This is a genomic window from Acidovorax sp. LjRoot194 (assembly GCF_964253015.1).
GTDB lineage: Bacteria > Pseudomonadota > Gammaproteobacteria > Burkholderiales > Burkholderiaceae_C > Acidovorax.
Map to the genome: position 1 here is coordinate 284984 of NZ_CAXUQB020000001.1, position 23919 is coordinate 308902.

At 63.7% G+C, this 23919-nt stretch carries 20 protein-coding genes and 1 pseudogene; 20 read left to right on the forward strand and 1 reads right to left on the reverse strand.

Annotated features, from left to right (window positions below):
- Positions 1-169 precede the first annotated feature (169 nt).
- The 11 genes and pseudogenes from ACSQ3N_RS01320 to ACSQ3N_RS01370 all read left to right on the forward strand — a co-directional run bounded on the left by ACSQ3N_RS01320 (position 170) and on the right by ACSQ3N_RS01370 (position 10498).
- Positions 170-901: a TorF family putative porin gene (locus ACSQ3N_RS01320; RefSeq protein ID WP_436145400.1), complete on the forward strand. Its 732-nt coding sequence runs from the start codon at positions 170-172 to the stop codon at positions 899-901.
- 47 nt (positions 902-948) lie between these two features.
- The gene (gene glnK, locus ACSQ3N_RS01325) at positions 949-1287 is read left to right on the forward strand and encodes a P-II family nitrogen regulator (protein ID WP_015012094.1); all 339 of its coding nucleotides are present in this window, start codon (positions 949-951) and stop codon (positions 1285-1287) included.
- 33 nt (positions 1288-1320) lie between these two features.
- On the forward strand, positions 1321-2757 hold the full coding sequence (locus tag ACSQ3N_RS01330) for an ammonium transporter (protein ID WP_056410313.1): 1437 nt from the start codon (positions 1321-1323) through the stop codon (positions 2755-2757).
- Between the two features lie 333 nt (positions 2758-3090).
- Positions 3091-4215, forward strand: coding sequence for a glycolate oxidase subunit GlcE (glcE, locus tag ACSQ3N_RS01335; protein ID WP_436145401.1), 1125 nt, complete (start codon positions 3091-3093; stop codon positions 4213-4215).
- A 27-nt stretch (positions 4216-4242) separates the two neighbouring features.
- Positions 4243-5031 carry a YoaK family protein gene (locus ACSQ3N_RS01340; protein ID WP_436145402.1) on the forward strand — a complete coding sequence of 263 codons (789 nt, stop codon included), beginning with the start codon at positions 4243-4245 and terminating at the stop codon, positions 5029-5031.
- A 57-nt stretch (positions 5032-5088) separates the two neighbouring features.
- Complete coding sequence (gene glcF / locus ACSQ3N_RS01345) at positions 5089-6339, forward strand: glycolate oxidase subunit GlcF (protein WP_436145403.1); 1251 nt, start codon at positions 5089-5091, stop codon at positions 6337-6339.
- Positions 6340-6429: 90 nt separating this feature from the next.
- Positions 6430-7344: pseudogene (locus tag ACSQ3N_RS01350) on the forward strand (ProQ/FINO family protein); the annotation flags it as partial.
- A gap of 286 nt (positions 7345-7630) precedes the next feature.
- Complete coding sequence (locus ACSQ3N_RS01355; RefSeq protein WP_056163296.1) at positions 7631-8311, forward strand: alpha/beta fold hydrolase; 681 nt, start codon at positions 7631-7633, stop codon at positions 8309-8311.
- Between the two features lie 156 nt (positions 8312-8467).
- Positions 8468-8839 carry a DUF2798 domain-containing protein gene (locus tag ACSQ3N_RS01360; RefSeq protein WP_082516742.1) on the forward strand — a complete coding sequence of 124 codons (372 nt, stop codon included), beginning with the start codon at positions 8468-8470 and terminating at the stop codon, positions 8837-8839.
- A gap of 205 nt (positions 8840-9044) precedes the next feature.
- A complete protein-coding gene (locus tag ACSQ3N_RS01365; protein ID WP_436145404.1) occupies positions 9045-9545 on the forward strand; it encodes a GyrI-like domain-containing protein in 501 nt (166 codons plus the stop codon).
- A 218-nt stretch (positions 9546-9763) separates the two neighbouring features.
- The gene (locus ACSQ3N_RS01370; protein ID WP_056163300.1) at positions 9764-10498 is read left to right on the forward strand and encodes a helix-turn-helix transcriptional regulator; all 735 of its coding nucleotides are present in this window, start codon (positions 9764-9766) and stop codon (positions 10496-10498) included.
- A gap of 19 nt (positions 10499-10517) precedes the next feature.
- Here ACSQ3N_RS01370 and ACSQ3N_RS01375 read toward each other — a convergent pair whose 3' ends face one another.
- Complete coding sequence (locus tag ACSQ3N_RS01375; protein ID WP_436145405.1) at positions 10518-11504, reverse strand: LytTR family DNA-binding domain-containing protein; 987 nt, start codon at positions 11502-11504, stop codon at positions 10518-10520.
- A gap of 170 nt (positions 11505-11674) precedes the next feature.
- On the opposite strand from ACSQ3N_RS01375, the gene ACSQ3N_RS01380 reads away from it, so the two are divergent.
- The 9 genes from ACSQ3N_RS01380 to ACSQ3N_RS01420 all read left to right on the forward strand — a co-directional run bounded on the left by ACSQ3N_RS01380 (position 11675) and on the right by ACSQ3N_RS01420 (position 23650).
- Positions 11675-12925 (forward strand): acyltransferase family protein, encoded by a 1251-nt coding sequence (locus ACSQ3N_RS01380; RefSeq protein WP_436145406.1) that lies wholly within the window; start codon positions 11675-11677, stop codon positions 12923-12925.
- Positions 12922-13410 carry an N-acetyltransferase family protein gene (locus ACSQ3N_RS01385; RefSeq protein WP_436145407.1) on the forward strand — a complete coding sequence of 163 codons (489 nt, stop codon included), beginning with the start codon at positions 12922-12924 and terminating at the stop codon, positions 13408-13410. Before ACSQ3N_RS01380 ends, ACSQ3N_RS01385 begins: the two co-directional genes overlap by 4 nt.
- A gap of 197 nt (positions 13411-13607) precedes the next feature.
- Positions 13608-16166 carry a type VI secretion system tip protein TssI/VgrG gene (gene tssI, locus ACSQ3N_RS01390; RefSeq protein WP_436145408.1) on the forward strand — a complete coding sequence of 853 codons (2559 nt, stop codon included), beginning with the start codon at positions 13608-13610 and terminating at the stop codon, positions 16164-16166.
- A 62-nt stretch (positions 16167-16228) separates the two neighbouring features.
- Complete coding sequence (locus tag ACSQ3N_RS01395; protein ID WP_056163313.1) at positions 16229-16657, forward strand: DcrB-related protein; 429 nt, start codon at positions 16229-16231, stop codon at positions 16655-16657.
- 110 nt (positions 16658-16767) lie between these two features.
- Positions 16768-21462, forward strand: a complete 4695-nt coding sequence (locus ACSQ3N_RS01400; RefSeq protein WP_436145409.1) for an RHS repeat-associated core domain-containing protein — start codon at positions 16768-16770, stop codon at positions 21460-21462.
- 12 nt (positions 21463-21474) lie between these two features.
- Positions 21475-21786 (forward strand): hypothetical protein, encoded by a 312-nt coding sequence (locus tag ACSQ3N_RS01405; RefSeq protein ID WP_436145410.1) that lies wholly within the window; start codon positions 21475-21477, stop codon positions 21784-21786.
- 294 nt (positions 21787-22080) lie between these two features.
- Positions 22081-23139, forward strand: a complete 1059-nt coding sequence (locus ACSQ3N_RS01410) for an RHS repeat-associated core domain-containing protein (RefSeq protein ID WP_436145411.1) — start codon at positions 22081-22083, stop codon at positions 23137-23139.
- Between the two features lie 29 nt (positions 23140-23168).
- Positions 23169-23276, forward strand: a complete 108-nt coding sequence (locus tag ACSQ3N_RS01415; protein WP_436147902.1) for a hypothetical protein — start codon at positions 23169-23171, stop codon at positions 23274-23276.
- Between the two features lie 20 nt (positions 23277-23296).
- Positions 23297-23650, forward strand: coding sequence for a DUF7716 domain-containing protein (locus ACSQ3N_RS01420; protein WP_436145412.1), 354 nt, complete (start codon positions 23297-23299; stop codon positions 23648-23650).
- Positions 23651-23919 lie beyond the last annotated feature (269 nt).

A 23919-nucleotide genomic window follows, 5' to 3' on the forward strand; every position in this document is an offset into this window, starting at 1 on the left:
GCGTAGTGCGCGCCTTGCACCAAGTAAGTGCATGGTGAGGAGCGAACAACCCCTCACTGTACCGGGGGATCCATGTAACGCGAAGCAACGGGCCGGCGCGGCATGACATGCCAGTGGCACGGTCCGTGCTTAGAGCCCCTGTCCCCTACTTTGTCCAACCGGAGGAAACATGACCCGCGCCATCATCAAGACCCTGGGCGTTGCCCTTGTTGCAACCCTTCCCATGCTGGCCAGCGCCCAGCTCACCGGCAACGTCAGCCTGACCACCAACTACAAGTTCCGTGGCCAGGACCAGGACGCCTCCAAGGCCAAGGCCGTCAAGCCCGCGCTGCAAGGCGGCTTCGACTACACCTTCGGCGAAACCGGCTGGTACGTGGGCAACTGGAATTCCAGCGTGGACTGGCTGGCCAACAACTCGCTCGAGTCCGACCTGTACGGCGGCTACAAGTTCAAGGCCGCAGGCGCCGACTTCGACCTGGGCGCGCTGACTTACATCTACCCCGGCAACAGCAACGGCAACACCACCGAGCTGTACGGGGCGGCCACCATGGGCCCCTTCACCGCCAAGTACTCGCACACCATTTCCAAGGACTACTTCGGTTTCGCAGGCGCCAAGGCAGGCTCGGGCCTGAAGGGCACCAACACCGGCTACCTGAACCTGGCGTTCGCACAGGAAGTGGCCCCCAGCATCACGCTGAAGGCATCGGTGGGCTTCACCCGCTTTGCCAGCGACATCAAGGACACGGGCGTGCCCAACTACATGGACTACAGCGTCGGCGGCGCGTATGACTTCGGCAGCGGCCTGTCGCTCGGCGCCGCCGTGGTGGGCGCCAACAAAAAGGCCTTCTTCGGCCACGTGAACAAGTCGCGCGTGATCGTCACGCTCACCAAAACCCTGTAAGCAGTCTCGATGGGCGCAGGCTGCGCCCGTTGTCGGAGGATCCCAAAATGAAAATGGTGACAGCCATCATCAAGCCCTTCAAGCTCGACGAGGTGCGCGAAGCGCTCTCGGACATCGGCGTGCAAGGCATCACGGTAACCGAGGTCAAGGGCTTCGGCCGCCAGAAGGGCCACACCGAGCTGTACCGCGGTGCAGAGTACGTGGTCGACTTTCTGCCCAAGGTCAAGATCGAGGCCGCCGTGGCCGACGACCTGGTGGACCGCGTGATCGAATCCATCGAAACCGCCGCCCGCACCGGCAAGATCGGCGACGGCAAGATTTTCGTGACCCACCTGGAGCAGGTGGTGCGCATCCGTACCGGCGAAACCGGCAAGGAAGCCCTGTAAGGGCCCGGTTGCCACAGACACCAGAGAAATGCCATGAAAAAACTGCTTGCTTCCTTTGTACTGGGGTTGAGTCTGCTGTCCGGCGGCTCCGCCGTGCTGGCCCAGGCCCCTGCTGCTGATGCCGCGGCATCGGCCCCCGCAGAAGCCGCGCCTGCTGCCGCTGCGCCAGCCCCCGCCGCCGCACCTGTCGCTGCACCGGCACCCGCCGCTGCGGCCTCCGAGGCCGCCCCTGCCGCACCCGTGCCCAAGATCGACTCCGGCGACACCGCCTGGATGCTGACCTCCACGCTGCTCGTGATCCTGATGACCATCCCCGGCCTGGCGCTGTTCTACGGCGGCCTGGGCCGCAGCAAGAACATGCTGTCGGTGCTGATGCAGGTCTTCGTGGTGTTCTCGCTGATCTCCCTGCTGTGGGCCATCTACGGCTACAGCCTGGCGTTCTCCGGCGAGGGCAAGTTCTTCGGCGGCTTCCAGAAGATCTTCCTCAAGGGCGTGACCCAGGAGACCTTCGGCGCGCTGATCACCATCCCCGAGTACGTGTTCATCGCGTTCCAGGGCACGTTCGCGGCCATCACCGTGGCGCTGGTCGTCGGTTCGTTCGCAGAGCGCATCAAGTTCTCCGCCGTGCTGATCTTCTCGGTGCTGTGGTTCACCTTCAGCTACGTGCCCATGGCCCACATCGTGTGGGGCGGCGGCCTGCTGGCGGCTGACGGCGCACTGGACTTCGCAGGCGGCACCGTGGTGCACATCAACGCCGGTATCGCCGGCCTGGTGGGCGCTTACATGGTGGGCAAGCGCATCGGCTTCGGCAAGGAAGCCCTCACGCCCCACAGCCTGACGCTGACCATGGTCGGTGCCTCGCTGCTGTGGGTAGGCTGGTTCGGCTTCAACGCCGGCTCCGCAGGTGCCGCCAACGCTGGCGCCGGCCTGGCCTTCGTGAACACCGTGCTGGCCACTGCCGCTGCCACGCTGAGCTGGATCGCTGGTGAAGCGCTGCACAAGGGCAAGGCTTCCATGCTGGGCGCCGCCTCCGGTGCCGTGGCCGGCCTCGTGGCCGTGACGCCTGCCGCTGGCTTCGTGGGCCCCATGGGTTCCATCGTGCTGGGCCTGCTGGCCGGTGTGGTCTGCCTGTGGGGTGTGGGTGGCCTCAAGCGCCTGCTCAACGTGGACGATGCATTCGACGTGTTCGGCGTGCACGGTGTGGGCGGCATCCTGGGTGCCATCCTGACCGGTGTGTTCGCATCGCAAAGCCTGGGTGGTACCGGCGGCCTGACGCCCGACACGTTCTCGATGGGTGCCCAGGTGTGGATCCAGGTCAAGAGCGTGCTGTTCACCATCGTGTGGTCCGGCGTCGTGGCGTTCATCGCCTACAAGATCGCCGACCTGCTGGTGGGCCTGCGTGTCTCGGAAGAAGCCGAGCGCGAAGGTCTGGACATCACGTCGCACGGCGAGACGGCGTACAACCGCTGATCCCGTCAGCCCGATGCGCTGCGGTGTCTGGTGGCACCGCAGCGTTGCAACAAGAACAAGCGAGTGACTCCTCTTGGTTCTTCAGCCCGCCGCCCTGGCGGGCTTTTTTCGCGTGCGGCGGGGCCTGCAGACCCGTGCAGCCCCGCACGCTGACCACCTGAACGCCCCTTGAACGCCCCTTGAACGCGCCCTGAACGCCCGCTTGAACGCCGCCAAGGCGAGCGCCGCATCTTCAGCGGCCAAGGCAACCTCCGCCGAATTGCAGCGCGCTGTTCAAAAAATTCACGCGCCCAGGCCGTCGCACGGCAGGTGCCTGCCGCTACGATCCCAGGCATGGACCACGCCCTTGCCCAGATCGCCGACCGTGTGCGCGCAGCCGCCGCCGACCAGACGCCCTTGCGCATCCGCGGTGGAGGCACCAAGGACTTCCATGGCCTGGCGCTGCATGGCGAGGTGCTCGACACCCGCACCTTGCGCGGCATCGTGAGCTACGAGCCCAGCGAACTGGTCGTCACCGTGCGCGCCGGTACCCCGCTGGCCGAGCTGGAGGCCGCGCTGGCCGCACAGGGCCAGTGCCTGCCGTTCGAGCCCCCGCATTTCGCCCAGGCGCCTTCGGACGCCGCCACCGTGGGCGGCATGGTCGCCGCGGGTTTGTCGGGCCCGGCGCGTGCCAGCGTGGGTGCGGTGCGCGACTACATGCTGGGCGTCACGCTGCTCAACGGCCGCGCGGAGCTGCTCAGCTTTGGCGGCCAGGTGATGAAGAACGTCGCGGGCTACGACGTATCGCGCCTCATGGCGGGCGCCTGGGGCACGCTCGGGCTGCTCACCGAGGTCAGCCTCAAGGTGCTGCCGGTGGCCCCGGCCGAGGCTACGCTGCGCTTTGAATGCAACCAGGCCGACGCGCTGCGCAAGCTGCACGCCTGGGGCGGCCAGCCGCTGCCTTTGAACGCCAGCTGCTGGGTGCAGGACGGGGCTGTGGGCACGCTCTACGTGCGCCTGCGCGGCGCCGTGGCGGCTGTGGACGCCGCCTGCCGCAGCATGGGCGGCACGCGCATGGACAACACCACCACGGCGCCCGACTGGAATGCCTGCCGCGACCAGACCCTGCCGTGGTTCGCCGACCGCGCGCAGCGCCCCGGCCACGCGCTGTGGCGCCTGTCGGTGCCGCAGACCGCGCCGGTGCTCAGCCTGCCCGAAGCAACCCAGCCGCTCATCGAGTGGCATGGCGCGCTGCGCTGGGTGCAGGCACCGGATTCGGCGGGCGACGCCTTGCGCGACGCTGCGCGCGCCGTGGGCGGGAGTGCTACTGTTTTCATAGCTTCTGGCGCAGATCCAGCAAGCGGTAGCGGCCCGTCAGACCTAAAATCCCGCGCGCTGGAGCAGATCCACGCCCGCCTCAAGCACAGCTTCGACCCGGCGGGCATCTTCAACCCCGGCCGCATGGCGCAGGCCTGGTAGGCCCGGGACGTGCTTGCTGCCAACGCCATGCGACGACATCTGCGCCACCTGACGGGGCACCACCGCACGGTGGCGAGCAACCGCGTGCTGGGCCTGCTGCTGGCCTTCAACGCGGGCGCGGTCAATGCCGGGGGCTTCCTGGTGGTGCACCTGTACACATCGCACATGACGGGCTTTGTCTCCATGCTGGCCGACAGCCTCGTGCTGGGCAACACCGCTCTGGTGCTGGGGGCTATGGGGGCGCTGCTGGCCTTCCTGTGCGGCGCGGCCACCACATCGGTGATGGTGAACTGGGCGCGGCAGCGGCGCCTGCACAGCAGCTATGCGCTGCCGCTGCTGCTGGTGGCCGTGCTCATGCTGGTGTTCGGCCTGGTGGGCGCAATTACGCTGAGCTGGCCCACGCCGTTTGCGGTGCCGGTCACGGTGCTGCTGCTGTCGTTCATCATGGGCCTGCAGAACGCCACGGTGACCAAGATGTCGTCGTCGCAGATCCGCACCACGCACATGACCGGCGTGGTGACCGACCTGGGCATCGAGCTGGGCAAGATGCTCTACTGGAACCGCACCGGCACCGCGCCCGAGTCGCAGGTGCGGGCCAACCAGATGCGCCTGCGGCTCTTCGCGGGGCTGCTGGGCATGTTCCTGGTGGGCGGCATCGCGGGCGCGGCGGGCTTCAGCCGCGTGGGTTTTGTCTTCGTGGTGCCGCTGGCGCTCGTGCTGCTGGTGCTCTCGCTGCCGCCGCTGTGGGCCGACCGCGCGCGGCTGCTGCACCCGCGGCGCAAGGTGGTGCCGCTGCCGCCGCCCCCGGCCGTGTAGCTGCGGCCCGCACCCCGATCACCCGGTCCTTCGCTCCCTTTCCGTCAGGCATGCTCGATGCAAACCCAACTCTCCCCTGAATACCGCGCCCGCGCCGACGGCCTGGAGGCCGAAGCCATCCTGCGCAAGTGCGTGCACTGCGGCTTTTGCACTGCCACCTGCCCCACCTACCAGTTGCTGGGCGACGAGCTGGACGGCCCGCGCGGCCGCATCTACCTCATCAAGCAGGTGCTCGAAGGGGCCGAACCCACGCGCAGCACCCAGATGCACCTGGACCGGTGCCTCACCTGCCGCAACTGCGAAAGCACCTGCCCGAGCGGCGTGGAGTACGGCCACCTGGTGGACATCGGCCGCAAGATCGTGGATGAGAAAGTGCCGCGCCCCCTGGGCGAGAAGGCGCTGCGCTGGGCGTTGAAAGAAGGCTTGCCGTCGCCCCTGTTCGGCCCCGCGATGAAGGCCGGGCAGATGGTGCGCGGCCTGCTGCCTGGGGCGCTCAAGGCCAAGGTGCCCGCGCCGCAGCCCGCTGGCGCGTGGCCCACGCGCGAACATGCGCGCAAGGTGCTGATGCTGGCGGGCTGCGTGCAGCCGGCCATGATGCCCAACATCAACACCGCCACCGCACGCGTGCTGGACGCGGCGGGCATCCAGACCGTGGTCGCCGCCAAGGCGGGTTGCTGCGGCGCGGTGAAGTTCCACCTCAACGACCAGACAGGCGGCATGGCCGAGATGCGCGCCAACATCGACGCCTGGTGGCCGCTGGTGGAGCAGGGCGGGGTGGAGGCCATTGTGATGAACGCCTCGGGCTGCGGCGTCACCGTGAAGGAGTACGGCCACATCCTCAAGGATGACGCGCAGTACGCGGCCAAGGCTGCGCGCATCAGCGCACTCACGCGCGACCTGTCCGAGCTGCTGCCCGACATGCTGCCCGAGCTGGCCGACAAGCTCGCAGGCCGCGCACAGCCTGCGGCCGACGTGCTGTACGCCTACCACCCGCCCTGCACGCTGCAGCACGGGCAAAAGTTGCGGGGCGGCGTGGAGGTGCACCTGGCGCGCCTGGGCTTCAAGCTGCGCGCTGCGCGCAACGAAGCGCACCTGTGCTGCGGCTCGGCGGGCACGTATTCGGTGCTGAACCCCGGGCTGTCCTACCAGCTGCGCGACCGCAAGCTGGGCGTGCTGGCCGAGGCCTTCGGCGAGCAGCCGCCGGACATGATCCTGTCGGCCAACATCGGCTGCATCACCCATCTGCAAAGCGGCACGGGCACGCCGGTGCGGCACTGGATCGAGGTGCTGGACGAGGCCTTGGCGTGATGCCGGTTACATCCGCTGGCGGGCATTTTTGACAACGCTGGCATGATTGAGGGTTTGTCGCCCCACACCCCACCCCTTTTTCGTACCGCCATGACCGATCCCGTGTCCGCACAAGAACAACAACCGAACGCAGCCCCGACCGCTGCCGCTGAGTCCGCGTCCACCGAGGCCGCTGCTGCAGCCGCACCTGCCGTGACCGCAACGTCGGCTGGCGCGCAGACGCCCGGGCAGGAGCCAGGCCGCCGCACCGGCGGGCCGCGCCGCGGCGGCGGTGACCGCCGTGGCAATCGGGGCGGCGCGGCGCGCCAGGGCGCAGCAGCGCCCGGCGGCGAAGCGGCTGCTGCGCAGGCACAGCCGGGCGAACGCGCTGCGGCGGCCCGCACGCCTCCTCGCACGCACCCCATGCTCGAGCAACTGGCCAGCCTGTACCCGCAGCTCTTCGGCGCGGTGTTCCGCCCGCTCAAGCGCGGCGTCTTCCAGGACATCCTGGCAGCGCAGCCAGAGGCCTTCGAGCGTGACGAGCTCAAGGTGGCGCTGGGCATACACACCCGGTCCACCCGCTATCTGCAAAGCGTGGCGGCCGGCGACAAGCGCCACGACCTGTCGGGCCAGCCGGTGGAAGACATGGCGCCCGAACATGTGCACCATGCCCTGCTGGAGGTCTACCGCCGCCGCAAGAACAACAAGGCCCGCCCCACCGAAGACCTGCTGCCCAAGCTGCGCAACCGCATGATCGCCGCGTTCGAGGCAACGGGCCTGACGCGCGAGGCGTACTCCGAGCTGGTGCAGGGCCGCGACGAAGCATCCAATGCCATCCTGCAGGAGGCCTTTGCCGAATGGGCTGCCCGCAACGCCAAGGACGAGGCGCTGCTGCGTGCTTTCGAAGCCAGCGGCCAGACGCTCGAAGCCTTTGCCGACATGTACGGCCTGGTGCCGCGCAGTGTGGGCCAGCAGCTGGAGCGCGCACGCCGCCTCGCCGCGGCGCGGCTGCAGCAGGCCGCTGCGGCTGAGGCCGCAGCAGCGGCTGGTGCTGCAGCATCGTCGGTGGCGCCTGCCGCCGACGCCGAGGCGAACCCCGATGCAGCCGCGGAGGTGGATGCGGATGTGAACGACACAGACGTGAATACGCAAGCGCAAGCGCAAGCGCAAGCGCAAGCACAAGCCGACGCAGCGGCCGTGCCGCCGGCTGCCCCTGCCCCTGCGCAGGGCAGTTGAACCCAGTCACCGGTCTCGCGCCGACGTCTGCACCGACGCCGATGGCCGCACCGATCCCCACGTCAATCCCACGTAGGTGACCACGCCGACACGCCTGATCTTCCTGCCCGGCGTGGGCGGCAACCCCGCGTTCTGGCAACCCGCTGCGAACGCCATCGCGCTGCCGGCAGAACGCGTGCTGCTGGGCTGGCCTTGGTTCGGTGTGGCATCGGCGGCGGACATGCCGCCTGACGCGGCTGGCAGCATGCAGGACCTGGTCGATGCGGTCACGCCGCACATGGACCAGCCTTGTGCCTTGATCGCCCAGTCCATGGGTGGCGTGGTGGCGGTGCTGGCCGCCCTGCAGCGGCCTGAACACCTGACGCACCTGGTGCTCGTGGCCACATCGGGCGGCGTGCCCATCGACGACCTGCGCCCCCACGACTGGCGCGCCGACTTCATCCGCTCGAACCCTGCCTTTCCGCAGTGGATGGCGCACGAGCGCTGGGACCTGGCGCGACAACTCGCGTCGCTGAGCGCGCCTGCACTGCTGCTGTGGGGCGACGCCGACCCCATCAGCCCCGTGGCCGTGGGCGAGCGGCTGCAGGGCCTGCTGCCCCATGCGCCGCTGCACGTGCTGCCGGGCGGCGCCCACGACATGGCCCAGATGCACGCCTCGGCAGTGGCCGCGCACATCACGCGCCATCTGCTGGCGGGCGGTGCACCGCTGCCACCATCAACACCACCACCACTGCGCGGCCACGCCGGGGCCGCATAGAATCCTGCTGCGGCCCGGTTCATGGGTTGCCGTAAGCGTTTACGTCAATCAACGTGCCAACCAACGCCGGCCCTGCCGGGGTGGTGGTCTCGCGCCGGCCGTGCAGGCCAGAGGGGGACGGCACCTTGACTGACCGGCCTGCTTCATGGAACTTCAATGAACCAATCTTCGTCTCCCCGCACCGGGTCTTCCGCTCCAGCCGCGGGGTCCGCACCGCCTCTATCTCCCGCGTCTTCCTCATCTGCGGCGGCTCCTTCGGCTCCTGAGCGTTCCTCCAAGACCTTCCTCGGTCTGCGCAAGCTCCCCGCGCGCTCGGCAACCTGGGTCATGCCGCTGCTGCTGTCGCTGCTCATGACCTTCATCGTCTCGCTCATCAGCACCCTGCGTGTGGCGGGCTTCACGCTGGACGTGCTGCGCCTGTGGATGAGCTCCTGGGCGCTGTCCTGGCTGGTGGCCTTTCCGACACTGCTGCTGGTGCTGCCGCTGGTGCGCCGGGCCACGGCAGCCATCGTGGACCCGCAGCGCTAGGCGGTCGCAGGCCCGCCGGCTGCTGACGCCCGATGTCAGCAGCCGTTGGCGCCCATCACTGTGCCCGCTGCAGGCTACTGACATCAGGCTGTCAGCAGCGGGTCTGCACCATGCGGGTCTTGCAGCTGCACACCCCCGCCGACCGGTCGGCCGGTCGGCTCCCTGACCGACCACACCAGACACACCGAGAGAGAGGACCCATCCCATGACCACCCGCACCCCCACCTCCGTACAGATCCCCGCATTCAGCGTGGCCGGCATTGCCGTGCGCACCCGCAACAGCGACGAGATGAACCCCGCCATCGCACGCCTTGGCGGCCTGTGGAACCGTTTTTTCACCCAGAGCTGGGAGCGCAAGCTGCCCAGCCGCGGCGATGGGGACGGGAACGGGGACGGCCGCATCTTCGGCGTGTACAGCGGCTATGAGTCCAACGAACACGGCGCCTTCGACGTGACGGCCGGCGTCGCCGTGGCCGAACCCGAGCAGGCCCAGGCGGTGCCTGGCGCGAGCCGCGTCGACATCGAGGCCGGCGACTACCTCGTCTTCACAGGCGAAGGCGAGATGCCCCAGATGGTGATCGACACCTGGGTGCGCATCTGGCACTACTTTGCCGACAACCCCACGGTGCAGCGCCGCTTCGGCACCGACTTCGAGGCCTACGAAGGCCCGGACAAGGTCGCCATCCACATCGGCGTGAAGCCGTAGCATGGTGCTCAGCGGGCGACTTGTGGTGACGAAGGCGCCCGCTGAGCGCACCTTTGAACCGTGACAAGCAGATGCTATTGATTTGATAGCTTCTGGCGCTTACTGATCAAGCGGTAGGGGCCTGAATCACCCTAATATCTCAACGCCTCAACGCCTCAACGCCTCAACGCCTCAACGCCTCAACGCCTCAACATCCCAACGGAGCCGACCCCAAGCCCATGCGCCGCGCAGACCGCCTTTTTCAGATCGTCCAGCTCATCCGCGGCAGGCGCCTGTCCACGGCCGCATTCCTGGCCGAGCGGCTGGAGGTGTCCGCACGCACCATCTACCGCGACGTGGCGGACCTGCAGCACCAGGGCGTGCCGATCGAGGGCGAGGCCGGCGTCGGCTACCGCCTGGGCGCGGGGTTCGAGTTGCCGCCCTTGATGTTCAGCCAGGGCGAGGCCAACGCCCTGGTGGCCGCCGCCCGGCTGGCCCAGGCGTGGCTGGACGCCGGTCTGGCGCGCGAGGTGGAAGGGGCACTGGGCAAGATCCTGTCCGTGCTGCCCCCGGCCGCGCGCGTGGCCGCCGAAGCCCAGGCGCTGTACGCCCCATCCGTCGGCCTGGGCCCCCAGGCCCAGGCCACCCTGCAGTCCCTGCGCGAGGCCGTGCAAAGCCGCCATGTGGTGCAGGTCAACTATGCCGACGTGCAAGGCCGCGCAAGCCTGCGCCGACTGCGCCCGCTCGGCTGCTTCTACTGGGGCAAGGTCTGGACGCTGTCGGCCTGGTGCGAGCTGCGCGGCGACTTCCGCGGCTTTCGCATCGACCGCATCGTGGACCTGGTGGTGACGGACGAGCAGTTCCGCCAGGAGCCCGGCAAGACCCTGGCCGACATGCTGCGCAAGGTCGAGGCCGAGATGGGCTCGCGGCCGCCGGAGTGGCCGCCTGCGGAAGTCCCGGGTTTGAATGCCTGAGCGACGCGGGGCCGCAGCATCAACCCCGCTGCGGCGCCAGGGCGTCCCGGTAACGGCGGCTGCACGGCACGGTACTGCCATCCTTCATGACCACGCGCGCGTCACCGCTGTCCAGCGGCTCGATCACTGCTATCGCGTCCAGGTTGACGGCATAGCTGCGGTGCACGCGAACGAAGCGGGTAGGGTCCAGCTGGGCGAGGAAGTCGGTGAGTGTGGAGCGCAACAGGTAGTCGTGGCCGTTCACATGCAGGCCCACGTAGTTGGCCTCGGCCTGCAGCCAGGCGATGTCGCTCGCGGCGATGAGGAACTCGCGCCGCAGCTTGCGCACCAGAAAGCGCTCGGGCCGCGGCGCTGGCGCAGCGATGGGTGCGGGCTCCAGTGCGGCGGGTGAGGTCGTGGAAGCGGCCGGTTCTGGTGCTGTGGTCGGGACGGGCACTGGAACGGTGGAGACCGCCGTGGAGATGGCGATGGGGTTAGCGGGTTCCGGCGCATCCAGCACCCGGGCTTCACCCTGCAGCCGCAGCAGCAAGAACCGGTAGCTCACCAGCGCACTCACTGTGAGCGCGTAGCTGCGCACGTCCTTGAGGTATTCGTAGCCCCACTGCTCCCACCAGCCCGCGGGCTGGTAGCTGTGGCCCAGGGCCGCATACGCTGCGTGGCGCAGGCTCCACATGCCCGCCAAGTGAATGCTGCAGTACACCGCACTGGCCAGCACGTGCCAGGGCAGGTGGCGCCGCAGCGTGCCCCAGCGCAAGGTGAAGCGGCGCTCTACAGCCACCACGGCGGGGATCAGCGCTGCGACCACAGCCACGCTGGACAGCTCCCACAGCAACGGCTCCCATGCCGCCACCACCCGCTGGGTGCCGCGCAGATCGACCCAGGTCACCACCGTGTTGAAGGCCGCCTGGACCAGCAGCACCACGGCCCAAAAGCCGATCTCGGCCCGCCGGCGCAGGGCGCGGTCGTGGGGATAGCGGTCGATCCAGGGGGTCGCGGGGGCGGTCATGGTTGGCAAGTGTAGGCAGGCGCAGGGCGTCCCTGCCCTTGTGGGGCCGCGTCGTTCGTCCCTGCTGCTCGCCGCTCGTCCCGCAGGGGCCGCGGACCTTCCCTGGACCGCACCGCGCGGCAGGCCGTGGCCAGAGCATCCGGGGCATTGCAACCATTTCCCCTTTTCGCATGTCCACACCGCCCCCCGGCTGCACCGCCCCGCGCCGCCACGATATCGACGCGCTGCGCGCGCTGGCGTTTGCGCTCGTCATCGTCTACCACGTGGGCATGTACTACGTGGCCGACTGGCACTGGCACCTCAAGAGCCCGCACGCTGCCGACTGGCTGCAGGGCCCCATGCGGGCGCTCAACCTCTGGCGCATGGACCTGGTGTTCCTCATCTCAGGGCTCGCCTTCGGACTGGTGCGGCGCGGGCACGGCTTGATGAGCCTGGTCCGGCTGCGCAGCCTGCGCCTGCTGGTGCCGCTGGCCTTCGGCATGGCGGTGGTGGTGCCCTACCAGCCCTATGCGCAGGGCGTGGCCAACGGGCTCATCGCGCCGGGTTTTGGGGACTTCCTGCGGCGCTACTACGGTGGCAGCACGTGGCCGGCGGGGGCGTTCGACGGCTGGCACGCGGGCGTCACCTGGAACCACCTGTGGTACCTGGCGTACCTCTGGGCCTACACCATGGTGCTGGCCGCGCTGCTGCCGCTGGCGGAGTCGCTGCCGGGCCAAGGGCTGCGCCGCGCATTCACCCGCCTGCGGGGCACCGCACTGGTGCTCGTGCCTGTGCTGCCACTGGCGCTGACCACGGTGCTGCGCTGGCCGCACTTCGACGCCACGCACGACCTCATCCACGATGGCTGGGTGCATGCCGTGTACTTCACGCTGTTTGTCTACGGCTACTGGATCGGGCTGGACGAGGGGCTGTGGGACGAGCTGGTGCGCCTGCGCTGGCGCACGCTGGGATTGGCGGCCGTGTTGCTGGCGCTGCATTTCGGACTGCGCGGTGCGGTGTGGGTGCAGCAGGCCGGCTTGCCGGTGCGCGTGGCTGTGCGGGTGTTGGCCGATGTTTACGCCTGGGCCGCGCTGCTCACCATCCTGGGGTGGGTCCACCGCTACCTGAACCGTCCCTGGCCTTGGCTGCAGTGGGCCAATGAGTCGGTTTACGCCTGGTATGTGCTGCACCAGACCGTCATCATCGTGCTGGTGGTGGCCTTGTTGCCTTGGCAACTGGGTCCCGTGGTGGAGCCCCTGGTCCTTCTGGTGGGTACGGCGGGGCTGTGCTGGGCCCTCACGGCCGCGGTGCGGCGCGTGGGGTGGCTGCGGCCGTTGTTCGGGCTGTCCAGAAATGCACCCGGTGCCGGGCGGTACCACGCTGCAGGTGAGGCCGCCACCCCGGTGCAAAGCAGCCAGACCGACAGCACAATGCGTGGATGAGCCTTCGCCTGTCCGACCTGATGCCGACGGTGGTACTACGCTCCGCCGTCGGCCGGGATGCGCCCGAGCTGGCCCGCCTCTGGCGTGAGGCCTGGCGTTCAGCCAACCCCGGGGTACTCACCGTGGCACCACTGGCCCACTGGGAAGACCGGGTGCGTTCCGAGTTCGGCCCACCCTGCACCGCGCTGCTGGTCGAGCGCGCAGACGAAGCCCTGTTGGGATTCATGGTGCTCCACATGGCGCACAGCCACCTGCACCAGCTCTTCGTGGCGCCTGGCGCGCAAAGCCAGGGGTTGGGTGGCGCGATGGTGCAGGAAATCTGCCAAAGCCTGTGCCCAGCGGGCTGGACGCTGCATGTGGCGACAGCGAACCTGCGTGCGCGGCGCTTTTATGCCCGATGCGGGCTCATCGAAGGTGCCGTCAGCGTTCATCCGACTTCAGGGCGCGAGAGGGTGGTGTGCAGTTGGCGCAGCGTAGTGCCATAGCGTGTACTGCACTCACGTTCAGGCGAGGGTTGCCGCACTAACCGTTGCAAAAGGTCGCTGTTATTCCATATTGGTTACTTCGGTTACCTTTTGCGGTAATTTTCTGGGGTTAGTGAGCGTGGTTGTCAAGGGAATCTGCTGCTCTCATGGCTATCATCCGCAGCACTTAGAAACAACGGGCTTGATGCCTGCAGCACATGAAACGCCGCGTCACCATCCAAACCCCATTGGGCGAGCAGCTCAAGTTCCGGCAGCTGCAGGGCACTGAAGAAATCAGCCAGTTATTTTCTCTGGATGTAGATCTGCTGAGCGAAAGCAAAAGCATCGATCCCAAGGCCTTGCTGGGCAAAAATGCCACCATCGTGGTGGAGACCGAAGGCGGCGGTCAGCGCTACATCGACGCCATCGTCACCCGATTTGGCATGCAGGGCCAGGACCACCGCATGTTCTCGTACCGGGCGCGCCTGAGCCCATGGCTGTGGCTGGCCACCCGCAAAAGCGACTTCAAGATATTCCAGAATAAAACAGTTCCCGAGATTATTGAAGAAGTTCTCGGTAAATACGGATACCCGCTGGAAAAGAAGCTGACACGTAGTTATCGTACTTGGGATTATTGCGTTCAATATAACGAATCTGACTGCCAGTTTGTATCTCGGCTCATGGAGCACGAGGGCATCTATTACTACCACCAGCATTCCCCCGGCCAGCACGTATTGACGCTGGCGGACGATATCGTGGCATCGCACAGTCCGCTGCCAGGCGCCGCCACGCTGCCGTTCTACCCGCCCGAAAAGGCGGCTATTTCCGAGCGGGAATGTGTCTTTGCGTGGGAGCTGGCCGAGGAGATCAAATCGGGCCGCCATTACAACGACGACTACGACTTCAAAAAGCCCAAGGCCGATCTGTCGAATATGCGCGAGATGCCGGTGGGCCATGCGCACGACAGCCACGAAGTGTATGAATGGCCCGGCGGCTATACCGAGTACGGAGACGGTGAAACCTACGTGCGGGTGCGTCTGCAGGAAAACCTCACCCGCGAGAGCGTCGTGCAGGGCAAATCAAGCTGCCGCGCGCTGACCCCGGGCTACACCTTCAACCTCGACAACTATCCCCGCGAGGATCAGAACCAGCAGTACCTGATTACCGCGGTTCAATACCACTTCCAGGAGAACCCGGAAGTCAGCAGCATCGCCAAACCTACACCCAAGACCACCAAGGACGAGGTGGGGTCCATCCAGCGCTTTGTGCTGAAGGCGCAGCCCACCAGCCTGGCCTTCACGCCGCCGCGCGTCACCCCCAAGCCCCGCAGCCAGGGCCCGCAGACGGCCGTGGTCGTCGGCCCGCCTGGAGAAGAAATCTGGACCGACAAGTACGGCCGGGTCAAGGTGCAATTCCACTGGGACCGTATCGGCGCCATGGACGAAAACTCCAGCTGCTGGATCCGCGTGTCGCACCCCTGGGCCGGCGCCAAGTACGGCGGCATCTTCACGCCCCGCATCGGCCAGGAAGTCATCGTTGACTTCCTGAACGGCGACCCTGACTACCCCATCATCACCGGCCGCGTCTACAACAACGACCAGATGCCCCCGTGGGAGCTGCCCAAGCACAAGACGCAGTCGGGCTTTCAGACCAACTGGAGCAAGGGCGGCGGCGGCAAGCACATGCTGCGGTTCGAAGACCAGAAGGGCATCGAGCACATCGAGCTGTCCACGGACCACGGCAATACCCATCTGCACATGGGTTACCTGATGAACCAGAGCTCGGAGGCCAAGCGCAGCTATGGCTTTGAGCTGCGCACGAATGAATGGGGCGCTATTCGGGCGGACAAGGGGTTGCTGATCACGACGTATACGCAGGACTTCAAGCAGAAGATATCGCATGAAAACCCAGATGGGTTCGATGGCCTGGGTGAAGGCCTGGCCAACACCGCGTCGCTGATGGAGGAGGCTGGTGAGGCGGTGTCTGCCATGAACAGTGCGATTGAGGCCATCAACGGCCTGAAGACCTCGCACATGATGGAACTGAGTTCAGGCATTGCTGCCATGACCGGCGGCAAGGCGGCGATGGCGACATTGTCCAAAGCAGCTGCGGCCATCGCTGCGCTTGCCGGCGGTGGAGGCGGAGGGGGTGGTGGCGCTGGGGCGGAGACATCGATGCCGACCAACACCGACCCCGCCATGCCTCAGTCGCAGGCGTTGCGAGAGTTGTCCAAAGACATCAGCAAGCCGGTCGTCTCCATCGTCAGCCCCGAGGGGCATTCGATGATCAGCCCCAAGCCCATCGTGGTCAGTTCGGGGCAGAGCGTTTCGATGCATGCCAAGCAGCACATCACGCTGTCCAGCGGCGCGCAGCTGACCCAGCTGGCCAAGGGCGGCATGCTGACGCACGTGTCAGAGGGCGGCCAGCGCAACACCGTGACCAAGGGCGATATCGCATCGGAAGCCCAGACGGGCAACATGAACCTGACCGCGCAGCAGAACATCACGCTGGCGTCCAAGACGGACACTGCGACCGTGGTGGGCGACCAGAACGTCAACATCCAGGCGACCAAGGACTCGGTGCTGGTGAAGGCTGCCAAACACATCCGCCTGCAGGCGGGTGAGAGCATCACGCTGACCATTGGCGAGGGCGAAGGAGTCGCCTCGCTCAAGCTCACGGACAAGGGCGAGGTGGTCATCAAGGGCAAGAACGGGCTGATCAAGCTCAGTGAACTGCTGGATGTGCACGGGGCGCCAATACAGCTCAATTGCCCCTAGTGCACTGCAGAGCGCATCGCGCTTTGGGCCTACACATCTCTATGAACTGAACCGGAATTTCGATGCAGTACCAAATCAATGAAGGGTCGTTCAGCGTTCCCGACGGCATGCAAGACAACAGCATCAACGTGCTACTCGCAGGGCATAGTGGGCTTGGATTCAGTGTGGTGGTGACCAGGTCCAGACTTGAGCCTGGCGAAACGTTCGAGCAGTTGGTAAACCGGCAATTGCAGCTGCTGGGCCAGCAATTCAGCATGGCTGAGTTCACTGATCGAAGCGATCACAAAGACCCCGCGTCCGGTCAACTGCGGGCTATCGAATACGCCGTGCAGTTCAAACAAGACGGCGTGATGGTCTACCAACGCCAAGTTGGCTATCTGTTGGGCAACACGGGCAACGTAGTGGTGATGACAGCGGCTGCCCAAGCTCCTCTCTCAGACGCCCAACTGACGCAGTGGCGCGCCATACGTGCCAGTTTCAAGCCTGCATGACCGGTCGCGAGTTGCCAACTCGCCCTCACCCCCAGTCCGTGCAAAACCGATTCCAGCCCCCGGCTTTTTGCTACTGCCTTGATCCAACAGCCTAGTGCATTCCCTCCTTCATGAGCACCTATCCCGCCGCGGCCCGTATTGACGACCCCATTGCCCATACGAGTGCCAATGCAAGAATGCTTTTGCAATTGGCTGGGGTGGTGGGTGGCGGCATGTTGGGCGGTTTTGTAGGAGGCGCGATTGGCGGAGCTGTTTCTGCAGGACTGACCTTTATTACAGGTGGTTTTGCTGCGCCTGCTGCACCGGTGATTACTGCTGCAGCAACGCTTGCCGGGACGCATTACGGCATGCAGGCTGGTCAAGCGTTGGGAACCGCGGCGGCCGATTTTCTATTCCCGCCCACGGTCACTGGCAAGATCATCACGGGGTCAGAGAACGTCAAGATCAACGGCAAGAAAGCCGCGCGCGCGACCAATGCGATGCCGCTGGACAGCGTCATTTGCAGCAAACACACAAGTCGCCCAACCAATTTCATTGCTCAGGGAGCCGCCGATCGCCCTGAGCAGACGCTTATCAACCATGCCCTTGCCGCCCGAAAGGACGACAAGGTTGAATGTGGAGCCTACATCCACGAAGGGTCCCCCAACGTCTTCATCGGCGGCCCGCCCGCGACCGTTCGGAAATATGACGCAGAAGGCAACATCTTCCTGCGAGCCGCCATCATCGGCTATGGAATTTACAGCGCGATCAAAAGCCTCAAGTGCTTACCAAAGCTGCTGAAAGACCCACGCGCAGTTCTCAAGAACGCGAAATGTATCGTTCAGATGGTACAGGCCGGAATGTCGTTGAATGAAATCGCGGACATTGTGGCCAACCCGGTTCACATCGCGACGGGAGCAAAGCTGCTCGCCGGTGACGAAGACCTGGATTTCGTACTCCCTGGTGGCTTGCCTGTCGTCTTTCAACGGGTCTACAACAGCTTGGACCTGCGTTCGCGCACTCACTTCGGTCAGGGCTGGAGCAGCCCTTACACGGCCGAGTTGCACCTTGGGACCGATGTGCAGGGTATTCCCACCGTTACCTACTATGGTGACGATGGCCGTGACATTGAGTACCCGGTGCCGGCGCCAGGTGAAAGCCACTACAGCGTGGCCGAAGGAATCGCAGTCTTATGCAGCGAGGGCGGAGATTTCTTCGTGGTGCTGCCAGACGGCACCCACCAGTGGTTTGGAAAGCCCGATGACGCTTGTGTTTTGGGCCTGGGAAGTCGTGTGCTTCCGTTGCGTCGTATTGAAGACCGCAACAGCAATTTTCAGGCGCTACGCTACGACGAACTTCATCGGCTGACCCATCTGGCCGACAACACGGGCCGTTTGCTCGCCTTCGACTACGAAGGCGAAGGGAACCGCATCGCACAAATCCGTTTGGTGACGGGCGCCAACACCGCAGCGCATGAGGTGCCAGAAATTCCCGAAGTGCTGGCGCGCTATCGCTATGACGGCCAGGGTCAGCTGACCGAAGTGATTGGTCGGGACGGTCAGATTCAGCGCCTGTTTGGTTATGCGGACGGACTGATGGCCCAGCACCGCCTTTCGACCGGCTTGACCTGCCACTACCGCTGGCAAAATTTTTCTCAGAACTTGGGAAAAAGATCAGGGCCTCATCCGCGCGTTGTACAGCACTGGACAGACGACGGAGAAAATTATCAGTTTCAGTATGACTTGGCGGCAGGCACCACGACGGTGACAGAGCGGCTGGGTTCAGGCGAGAGCGCCCAAATCCGCACGCGCACCTGGGCTTGGAATGCCGATCACGAAATCACCGCCTACACCGACGCACTGGGTAACCGATACACGCAGACGTGGAGTGACACAAGGCAATTGCTGAGCCACACTGATCCGTTGGGCCGGACCACCACCTACGCATACGATGAGGCCGGCAATCTGATCCAGACAACCGATGCGCTGGGTCGTACAGAGAGCACCCAGTGGAGCCCGGCCCCCGCCAGTCTGCTTCTGGCCACTAGCGATGCAGCTGGTGCCAGCTGGCGCTATCACTATGACAACGACGGCAACCTGACTGCCGAAATCGACCCCCTGGGGCATACCACGTTGTACGCCAACAACGAGCGCGGTTTGCCATTGGTCATCACTGACGCACACGGTGGACGCAAGCAACTGGCCTGGGACGTTCGCGGGCTGCTTACCAGTTACACGGACTGCAGTGGCAAAACCACACGCTACACGTACGACCAGCGCGGCTACCTGCACCAAGAGGTTGATGCACTGGGCCACACCACCACATTGACGCACGACGCGCAGGGAAGGCTGCTGACACTGACGCTGCCCGATGGGGCCGCACATCATTACCGCTATGACCCGTCGGGGCAGTGCGTGCTTGCACAGGATGCCCTAGGCCACAGCACCAGCTACAGCTACAACCTGCGCGGTCAACTCACCGGGCGCAGCAAAGCGATTGGCAGCTTCAGCAGCAACATCCAGCTCGGCTATGACTCTGCAAGACGCCTTGCCGTACTGGTCAACGAAAACCGCCAAGCCTACCAATTCACCTACGACGCGGCCGACCGGCTGCTGATGGAAACCCGCATCGACGGTACCCGCCAAGTGCTGCACCATGATGCTGCAGGCCAGGTCGTCGGCGTGACGGAACACCCCATGTCTATGGGCATGGGCGATGCCGTGCCAGGGCATGCCGATGTGAAGCCGATCCATACGCAACTGGTGCGAGACGCTGCGGGTCAGCTCATCCAGAAAAAAATCTATTTGCCTGGCGCTGGCACCGGCACAACAGAGGCCCAACTGCCCGAGCTGCAAACCTGCATCGACTACGCCTACACCCCGACAGGCGATCTGCATCAAGCCCTGCAAAGCAACCCGCAGGGAGAGCCCCAGTCTCGGCACAGTTGGCAGTACGACAAGCTGGGACAGGTGTTGCAAGAGACCGCTGAGCACACCGTGCAAGGCCAGCAGCGCAGCACCGTGCTGCACTACGAATACGACGCGTTGGGCAACCGCACCGGCACCACACTGCCGGACGGGCGCACGCTCAACCACCTGTACTACGGCAGCGGCCATCTGCACCAGATCAACCTGGACGGCGCAGTCCTGGCTGACATCGAGCGCGACGACCTGCATCGCGAAGTTCTGCGCACGCAGGGCCGCCTGGCCAGCCGCTTTGCCTACGACCCCGTAGGTCGCAAAGCCGCCACTTGGGTTCGCCCTGCCATGCTGCGTGTGGGCCATGGCATCGGCAGTGACCAACGTGCCGACAGCCGGTGGAGCCCCTACAGCGGCGACTGGACCCAACGCCTGCAGCGACAGAACCCAGAAGACACACTGCTCAAGCGCTACGGCTACGACAAGAATGGCGAGCTCACCAGCGTCGAGCACAGCCAGCAAGGCCAGACAAGGCACCAGTACGATCAGGGTGGGCGCATCACCCACACGCATGCCACACAGCCCGAGCGCAACGAACACTTCCACTACGACCTGGCGGGCAACCGCATCAACGCACTGGAAGAAAGCAATCTCAGCAGCCAAGGCAGAGGCTGGGTGCAAAACAACCGGGTCAAGGTCCTACAGGACAAGCGCTACGACTACGACGGCTTTGGCCGCCTGATCAGAAAGCGCATAGGCAGCCACACCGAACAGCACTACCGCTACGACCACCAGCACAGGCTGACCCAGGTGGCGGTGGTGCGGGCAGGCAAAGACGGCCAGCCGCAAAGCCAAGTCTTCAGCTACCAGTACGACGCCCTGGATAGGCGCATCGCCAAGACGGACAGCTTTGGCACGACAGTGTTCACGTGGGAGGGAATGCGGCTGCTGCAGGAAAGCAGAGGCGCACAGACGAGCACCTACATCTACGAGCCCGGCAGCTACGTGCCGCTGGCGCGCATCGACGGAAGCGGCAGCGTAGAACCGCACCCGGCGGCTGCGCACGCCCTGGGGGGAGATGCGGCACAGGGCAAACAAGCCAGCGTGCCCATCACCAACCCGCAGTGGGCGGACCGGTTCAACGTCGCTGCTGCTGCCAACGACGAGCCCGGCGGGTCAAACACACCGAATGTGCGACAAGGCGCGGGTGGCGAAGACGTCGCCCAGGTGTATTACTTCCACACCCAGCCCAATGGGTTGCCGGAAGAGCTGAGCGACAACAGCGGCAACCTGGTGTGGCGGGCGCAGTACACCACGTGGGGCAGCACGGTCAGTGAACAGTGGCAGAGCTTTGACACGGCAGGCCGACCCCAACAACAACTCGAAAGCCAGACGGCATCACTGCAGCAGAACCTGCGGATGCAGGGGCAGTACCTGGACAGAGAGACGGGGCTGCACTACAACACGTTCCGGTACTACGATGCGGACTTGGGGGCGTTTACTACGCCGGACCCGATTGGGCTCAATGGCGGATTCAATCTGCATCAGTATGCGCCGAATCCGATCAACTGGATTGATCCTTGGGGATGGGCATGCGGACCAAATTGGACGAAAAAGGGTTGGAAGCATGTTAAGGAAAGACACGTCCTGACTACAAAGCCCAGATGGGCTCATAAAAGCAAGTTTGAATTGGGCAAGGAAGGGAACTTAAAGAAAGCAATTGAGAAAACGGTCAAGCATGGAAAAGCGACGCCCCAGAAAAATGGCCGTACTAAATATGAATTGGACCACAAGCAAAAAGTGGGTTCAAAAACAGACCCTCAGACTGGCGTTTCAAAAGATCAAACTAAAATTACGGTTGTAACCGACAGGCACGGCAACGTAGTTACTTCATTTCCATCTGATTAACATGGACCTTATATGTCATTAGATTTGGTTGCTGCAAAAAATAAAAGAGATTTGAATGGCACTCAGAGATTTATTTCAATGCATGAATCATTGCATGCTGAAATATTTGCACTCGCAAATCCCGCTAAAAAATTCCCTACGTTGCATAAAATATCAGACTACTACGAGGATTCAACAATTAGTTATGGTGAATTAGACGATTTTAAAAAAGAAATCCTCGGACTCGTGAATGACTTGTCGGAAAAATCTCTGGCGTTTGAAATAATAAAATTTATTGATCTGTGCATTCAGCACAAAGAAAATATTTATGCGGAGTCGGATTGAATAGAGAGATTTTCCACTACGGCTGTAGCTGTGGCAGACGCATAGCCAAGCCCGACGGCTTTGGCGCCACTTCGTTCATCTGGGACGAGATGCAGAACAAGGCAGCGTGCACAAGACCAAGCTGTAGTAATCGGGCTGGTTTAATATGGCTGTTGCGGCTAACAACGAGCCGGCGGGTCAAACAGAGCAAATGTGTGAGAGGCCATGGCGGCGAAGACACTGCCAAGGAGTACCACTTTCACAGGCAGCCCAATGGGCTGCAGAAGAGCTGAGCGACTTCAGCGGAAATTTGGTGTGGCAAGCGAAGTGCACCACCTAAGGCAGTACTGTTTGCGAATATTCGCAAAGCTAGGGGCAGGCAAAGACGGCCAGCCGCAAAGCCAGGTCTTCAGCTACCAGTACGACGCCTTGGACAGGCGCATCGCGAAGACAGACAGCTTTGGCACGACTGCATTCACGTGGGAGGGAATGCGGCTGCTGCAGGAAAGCAGAGGCGCACAGACCAGCACCTACATCTACGAGCCAGGCAGCTACGTGCCGCTGGCGCGCATCGACGGAAGCGGCAGCGTAGAGCCGCACCCGGCCGCGGCGCATGCTCTGGGGGGAGATGCAGAACAAGGCAAGCAAGGCAGCGTGCCCACCACCAACCCACAGTGGGCGGACCGGTTCAACGTCGCTGCTGCTGCCAACGACGAGCCCGGCGGGTCAAGCACACCGAATGTGCGACAAGGCGCGGGTGGAGAAGACATCGCCCAGGTGTATTACTTCCATACCCAGCCCAATGGGCTACCGGAGGAGCTGAGCGACAACAGCGGCAACCTGGTGTGGCGAGCGCAGTACACCACGTGGGGCAGTACGGTCCGTGAGGAGTGGCAGAGCTTTGACACGGCAGGCAGACCCCAGCATCAACTGGCAAGCCAGACGGCATCCCTGCAGCAGAACCTGCGGATGCAGGGGCAGTACCTGGACAGAGAGACGGGGCTGCACTACAACACGTTCCGGTACTACGATGCGGACTTGGGGGCGTTTACTACGCCGGACCCTATTGGGCTCAATGGCGGATTCAATCTGCATCAGTATGCGCCGAATCCGATTATCTGGATTGATCCTTGGGGGTGGGCTAGCACTGGTGCAGCTGGTCAGTATGACGTCCATGGTGAAGCGAGGGTGGGCAAAGACATGTACCGTATGTCTGACTATAAGCATTTTCAAGAATCTAATAGGCAGCTCTATTATCAAATGAAGAATGATCCAGCCTTGCGGGCGAAATTGAAGCTAAATATCCGGACACTTATGATCATGTATCTCCTGGCAAGCGTGGTGCTTTTAGCGGCAAACCTCCAGCGAATCTGACGTGGCATCACCATGAGCGGGTAGGAGGGCTGCTCCAGTTGGTCGACAGAAATGACCATAATTCGAGGCACAAGGATTTTCACCCATCAGGTAAAGGTGGGCGTGGTTCATGGGGTGGCGGCAGTGGTTGTAGATAACTATCTTTTTGGAATTGACGATGAAAAAAATGACTTCTCTATCAGAGCTATATGAATGCGTTGTCTCAGCAGGAGAAAATGAATGGATATATACTAATATTGAGGCTTGGCATAATAATCCCCAGCATTGTGAATTCTATTTTATATCTGAGAACGAGGTTGAGGAGATGGCTGATGATGAAGTTTATGAGTCTGAAGCTGGACCCTATTTGCCTGCGTCCGTCAAAAACCTTGATCTTTATCCTTGGATGCAGATTGATGTTTTAAAAAGCGTTATTGAAAATGCTGGCATAAATAATGAGCATTTTGATGATAATAATTTCGTAAAGGCAATAAATTACTACAGGGAAAATGACGATTTTATGGATGCTTGAGGCTGCTTCGGGAATTTGGCGATGACATATTTTTAATTTAGTCAAAAACCAAGAGTCAGACAACGATGTAACGCTGGCGCGCCTTAGTGCCAGCGGGGATGCTATGGAGCGAGGTGGGCTGGGCACCCAAGGACCGATGCCGCAGCCCCGAGAATCCAAAAACCATAGCTGCTGGCGCTGTACCAACAAGCGCCAGAGGAAGAGTAGAGGCTAAGTGCAAAACAACTGGGTCAAAGTGCTGCAGGACAAGCGCTACGACTACGACGGCT